The organism is Spirosoma sp. 48-14, assembly GCF_001898575.1.
In the GTDB taxonomy this organism is placed as follows: Bacteria; Bacteroidota; Bacteroidia; order Cytophagales; family Spirosomataceae; genus Spirosoma.
This window is the reverse complement of record NZ_MKUD01000063.1, coordinates 293,256-299,640: the sequence shown is the minus strand read 5'-3', so window position 1 is coordinate 299,640 and position 6,385 is coordinate 293,256. Positions and strand designations below refer to the sequence as shown.

The window sequence follows — 6,385 nt, the reverse complement described above, 5'->3', positions numbered from 1 at the left end:
CAGGGCATCGATCTGGCTTATATCCTTTGCTGCCGATGTCATAACCGCCACAACCTGCGTGGGTTCATAGCCTAGTTTTTGTGCCTGAATAAACTGCAGCTGCTGGTAGAAAATGAACGTACAAACCATCAGAATCACCGAGGCCGCAAACTGAATCACCACCAGCGACCGCCGGAACAGACCCGCCCCCGACTGATTTCGGAAGCTAGCACTGAGCAGGTATTTGGGCGAAAACGACGACAGGTAAAAGGCCGGATAGGAACCCGCAATGAGCGTAATGAGCAGACCGATCAACAAAAGCCCGACGACTACTTCGGGCGTTAGCAGGGCCATGAACGGAATTTGCTTGTCTGTCATCTGATTGAAAAGCGGCAGTCCCAGGGTAACCAGGCCAGTCGCCAGTATAAGGGCTAGCGTAACCATCAGGCCTGTTTCCAGGTAAAAGCGGGCGATGAGATGCCTGGCCGATGCTCCGACGGTTTTGATCACCCCAACCTCACGAAAGCGAATCTGCGCTTTGGCCGTTGCCAGATTCATGTAGTTGATCGAGGCAATCAGCAGAATGACAATGGCGAGGATAAGCAGAATCTTAACCTGACGTAGATCGCCGATACGAGTGGTGTTGGCGTTGGTCATATCGGCCGAGTGCAGGTGGACATCTGTAAGCGGTTGAAGCCAGATTTTGAACCATTGCTCGGCCTTGGGTACGTTTTTGTCCACAAGCCCCGCCATCTGACTTTCGACCTGTGCCTCCTGCGCCTGCGGACGGAGCAGGATATAGGTTTCAAAACTGGCGTTACTCCAGCTTGGGTTTTGGGCCCAGCGAACACTGCTGAACGAGCCAATCATATCGGCATCCAGCGTCGAGGTGCCAGGAAAGTTTTTGTAGACTCCCGTTACCTCCAGCGTATCTTTATTATCGACGTACAGGATTTTTCCAACCGGGTTATCACTACCGAAATACCGTTCGGCGGTTGCCTGGCTCAGCACAACCTTGTGGGGGCCGTCCAGCACTGTTTTAGGATTACCTTTCGCCAGCTCAACGTCGAAGATGTCGAACAGGCTACCATCGGCCCAGTAAAAATTATTCTCCGCAAATTTCTTATCACCGGATTTGACAAAAGCCGTTTGGCCAAAATTATGACGGAGAAACCGGGCTTGTTGCTCTACCGTAGGAATATCGGCTTTGAGGGCCGGCCCGACGGCATTGGGGGCGTTGGCCCAGTTCATGCTTTTACCATCGAACGTGGCCGTTAATCCAACCCGGTAAATCCGGTCCGCTTTAGTATGGTACTTGTCGAACAGGAGTTCGTCTTTCACATACAACATCAGCAACAGGGCAACGGCCAGTCCGGTTGCCAGCCCAAGCAGGTTGAGAAAGGTGAACAGGCGGTTTTTCAGCAGCCCCCGCCAGGCGATTTTGAGATAGTTCTGGAGCATAAGAAAGAGGGTTTTATGTAGAGACGCGATCCCTCGCGTCTTCTGTGCGTCAGCAATAAACCATCCGGTCAAAAATGCCATCCGGTCAGGAGACGCGAGGGATCGCGTCTCTACATTTATTCGGATCGTAATGATTTCACTGGATTGGCTAGTGCGGCTTTGATACTCTGAAAGCTAACCGTCATTAATGCAATCAATAGCACTAAGGCAAACGGTAGCGCAAAGAGCCACCACTGGATCGTAGCCCGGAAAGCATACCCCTGGAGCCATTGACTAATGGCATACCAGGCCAGTGGCGTTGCTACAACAAAAGCGATCAGAATCAACACCGCAAATTCACGGTATAGCATCTGCACAATTTCAGCGACCGATGCGCCCAGTACCTTCCGAATGCCAATTTCCTTGGTGCGTTGCGCTGTCGTGAACGAAGCGAGGCCGAAGAGTCCCAGGCAGGCGACCAGAATGGCCAGTCCCGTGAATAAGCCAAACACCTGACCGAATCGCTGGTCGGCGCGGTATTGTTCGTTGAACCGTTCATCCAGAAATGAGTACTCAAACGGGTTGCCGGGGAAAAAGTGATTCCACTCCGTCCGAATGGTTTCGATGGTGCTGTTGAGTTCGCTGGATGCCAGCTTGATAGAAAAATAGCCTCGCACATCGGGAATCAGGCGCAGGATGAGCGGCTCATAGGCATCGCGCAAGGATTGCTGATGGAAATTGTCCGTAACCCCAACCAGCGTAAAGGTTTCGCCCCAAAACTCGATTTGCTTGCCAATGGCATCCTCCGGTCGGTTGAAGCCCAATTGCTGAACGGCTTTTTTGTTGAAAATGAGGGCTTTGGGGTCGCTGCCGAATTCTTTAGCAAAATTACGCCCGGCCAGCAGTTTCAGGTCGAAGGTTTTCAGGAAATCGTAATCGACGCCAATGATTCGGTATTGCTGACTTTTGCTTTCGTCGGTTCCCTTGAGTCGGATACCCCCCGCATTCCAGTCTGAAGCCTGCCCCGGTACCACTGTCGAAGCGGCAATGGACTGGATGCCGGGCCGACGGAGAAGCTCATCTTTAAAGGCCAGCATCTGCCGCATAAAGGTGGAGTCGGTTTTCACAATGGGCGGATTGATCACCAGCGTCTGGTCGATATTGAGGCCCAGGCTTTGCGCTCGCATGTATTGGATCTGATGGAAGACAGCCAGCGTGCCGACCAGCAAAAACAGGGAAGCCGCAAACTGAAACACGACCAGCGATTTACGCAGGACAATACCCTGGGATGAGGTACTGACCTTACCTTTCAGCACCGACACGGGCTTAAACCCTGACAGAACAAATGCCGGATATAAGCCCGACAGAAAGGCACCGATGACAAACAGCCCGAGCAACGGTAACCAGAAGGTAGGACTTGCCAGCAGTGAAAACGACATTTGCTGACCCGACAGTTGGTTGAACATCGGTATCGATACGGCGACAATCACCAACGCCAGACCAACGGCCAGCCCATTAAGTACGACCGATTCGGTCATGAACTGCCGGATAAGCTGCCCTCGTAACGACCCTACTGCTTTCCGAACGCCTACCTCTTTGGCCCGGTTGATGGCGCGGGCAGTAGCCAGATTGATGTAGTTGACCCAGGCAATCACGACAATGAAGAAGGCAATGCCCAGCAGTAAATACACCGTGTTGCCGTCGCCATTGGGTTCGGCCTCCTCCATATAGTGCGAATACAAATGGATGTCGCGCAGGGGTTGGAGTTTGTAGACCGCATCGGCATCGTATTTTTTCAGTTCAGCGCCAATAGTTTTCTGGATATACGGTGCAAATTTGGCTTCGAGGGCCTTGGGGTCGGCCGGTTCGCCGTTGCGATTGGGCCGAAGTAGCAGATACGAAAGGGCTCCATCCCACATCCAGGCCTGATCGGGGTTATTGTCTTTGCCGACTTCCTTGATGAAGGTAACGTGAGGAATCAGTAGATCTGCGTGGAGATGTGTATTGGCAGGCATATCCTGATACACGCCCGTGACCTTAACCGCCCGCTCCTGATTGATACGGATGGTTTTGCCCATCGGATTTTCATTACCAAACAACCGATGCGCGACCGATTCCGACAGGGCAACCGTATTGGGTTCGGCCAGAATCGTATTGACGTCGCCAGCAATAAGCGGATAGGAGAAAATCTTGAAGAACGATTCGCTGGCAATAAAGACCCGCTCAACCTTCAGGCTTTTCTCGCCATAGTCGGCAATGACTGCCCGACGTTTCAGCACTTTTACATAATCCTCAACCTCGCCAAAAGCCGCTTTGAACGAATTGCCAGCTGCCTGAGCACCACCGGCCCATTGCGTACTGAGCTTCCCTTTGTCGTACCGATCCTGTAGAACGCGGTAGATCCGATTGCCTTTGGTATGGAAATCATCATAGCTTAGCTCAAACGTGACGTATTGCAGAATAAGCACACAGGCCGCAATGCCGATGGCAAGCCCCAGGATATTGATAGCCGAGAAGGCTTTGTTGCGGACCAGATTCCGCCAGGCGATTTTGAAATAATTTTGTAGCATAGGGAAATTCGTGTAGAGACGCGATACCTCGCGTCTCATGAGCGTCAGCAATAAACCATCCGGTAATGAGACGCGAGGTGTCGCGTCTCTACCAGTATGTTATTCACTCCGCAAAGACGTAATCGGATTCGTTAACGCTGCTTTGATCGACTGAAAACTTACGGTCAGTACAGCAATGCCTACTGCCAGCAGCCCAGCCACGGCAAACATCCACCACTCAATGTCGATTTTATAGGCAAACTCCTGAAGCCAGCGATTCATTACATACCAGGCAATGGGCGACGCAATCACAATGGCGATCAGGACCAGTTTCAGGAAATCTTTCGAGAGTAAGGCAACCAGCCCCGGTGTTGAAGCCCCCAGTACTTTCCGAATGCCAATTTCTTTGGTCCGCAACCGGATCACGTACATTGCCAGCCCCAACAAACCCATGCAGGCGATGAAAATGGCGAGCATGGCAAACAGCCCAAAAATCCGCTGGGCCACCTGCTCCGACTTATAGAGGTCACTCCAGTCGGCGGCCAGGTAGGAGTAATGGAAAGGCTGGTCGGGGAGGTAACGTTTCCAGACCTGTTCGACCTGACTCACCACTGCGCTCGGATTATCGGCCCGAACCCGAATGGCTACCTGGTTGTCGGTCCGGCGGAAGATTCGGTCGTTCAGAATAAACAGCGGGCTGATGTGCTGATGCAACGAACCAAAGTGGAAATTGCGGACTATACCAACCACCGTGTAGGTAATGGGTGGTCCATCCTGCTGGGTGAAGTTATCGGGACTGGTAATCTGTTTGCCGATAGGATTGGACATACCTAGTTGCCAGGCTGCTTCTTCGTTGAGAATAACCGAAAGCGAATCGTTGAACTGGCGGCTGAACGGGCGACCAGCCAGCATAGTCATCTGCATGGTCTGAAGGTATTGTTCATCCACTGCACAGCCTTTGCCCGTTACGGTTTCGTTGTCGCCGTTTTTGCGGAAGGTTATGCCGAAAAAGCCTTCTTCACCCGGTGCGCTGCTGGTGCCGCCTACACTCGCTATGCCCGATAGTTTGGCAATTTCCTGCTTGAAGGCTTCGGTATTGTTGCCCAGAAAAAAGGCGCTTTTTACCGTAACGACCGATTCTTTAGTAAAGCCCAGCTCTTTCTGCTGAATAAAATTCAACTGGCTAAATACCACAATGGTGCTGACGATCAGGAGTACCGAAATCGCAAACTGAAATACAACTAATCCGTTTCGGAGCCAATGCCCCTGTTTGGTTGATGAGAACCGACCTTTCAGCACTTTGATTGGCTCAAACGCCGATAATACCCCCGCCGGATAACTGCCAGCCAATAAACCTACGGCAACGGCACCTCCGATTAACAACGGTAATGTTTCCCAGCGAACCAGCGAGCTTACTGTAAGCGACTTGCTTGCTAAGGTATTGAATGGGGTAAGTAGTGCCGAAACCAGTACACCGGCAACGAGCAAACTGGCAAGGCTGAGCAGCACCGATTCAGTCAGAAATTGACCGGCCAGTTGTTGTTTGGTCGACCCCAGCGATTTCCGGATGCCGACTTCCCGCGCCCGCTCCGATGACCGGGCCGTAGCCAGATTCATGAAGTTGATACAGGCGATCAACAGCACAAAAGCCGCAATGATCGAAAAAATCGATACCAGCGACCGACTTCCATTGGGCTGGTATTCAGCTTCCAGATGGGAGTCGAGGTGAATAGCGGGTAACGGTTGCAGGAAATAAAAATAACCGTTGCCGGCCTTCACGTAGTCGGGGTACGAAACACCGAACGTGCGTTCCACTTCACCAGCCGCATATTTTTCGACTACGGTGGGTAGTTTAGCTTCGACGGCTTCCGGTCGGGTATTTGGGCGCAGGAGCAGGTACGTATGGGCGGCAAAACTGATGTGATTGAGCTGTTCGGCCAGCGGAAACCCACGCGTGGACGATAAGAAATTAAACGTAAAGTGTGCGTTATGCGTAGGGTCAGGACAAATGCCGGTCACTTCCAGCTTGGGGCCCTGTATCACTTCAAACATTTTTCCGATTGGGTTCGCATTGCCAAACAACCGCCGGGCGGTGCTTTCGGTCAGTACAACCGTATTCGGACGACTCAGAACCTTATCGGCCTGACCTCGTAGTAATGGGATTTGAAAGACCTGAAAAAAGGTAGAGTCGACTGCCAGAAACCCCTTTTCTTCCAGCGTCCGGCCGTCCAGTTTGATGAGCGTAGGTTGCTGGTTGTTGCCGAAGGTGAACACCCGCGTCGTTTGCTCGATTTCCGGGATTTCCTTCTTCACCGACTGGGCGTAGGAGGGCGGAATAATCGCATACCTGGTACTTCGCCCCGGATAGATCCGTTCCAGTGCCATGCGGTAGATTCGGTCACCATTGGACCAGTGGC

The 6,385-nt window shown here is 52.2% G+C and carries 3 protein-coding genes; all 3 read right to left on the bottom strand.

The window, feature by feature from the left end; all coding sequences use genetic code 11:
* Window positions 1-1,440 (bottom strand): ABC transporter permease (locus BGO59_RS28295; protein WP_293689403.1); only part of this gene is annotated, 1,440 nt, incomplete at its 3' end.
* A 116-nt stretch (window positions 1,441-1,556) separates the two neighbouring features.
* Window positions 1,557-3,989, bottom strand: coding sequence for an ABC transporter permease (locus tag BGO59_RS28290; RefSeq protein WP_293689401.1), 2,433 nt, complete (start codon window positions 3,987-3,989; stop codon window positions 1,557-1,559).
* A gap of 99 nt (window positions 3,990-4,088) precedes the next feature.
* Window positions 4,089-6,385: ABC transporter permease (locus tag BGO59_RS28285; protein ID WP_293689399.1), on the bottom strand; the 2,297-nt coding region annotated here is incomplete at its 5' end.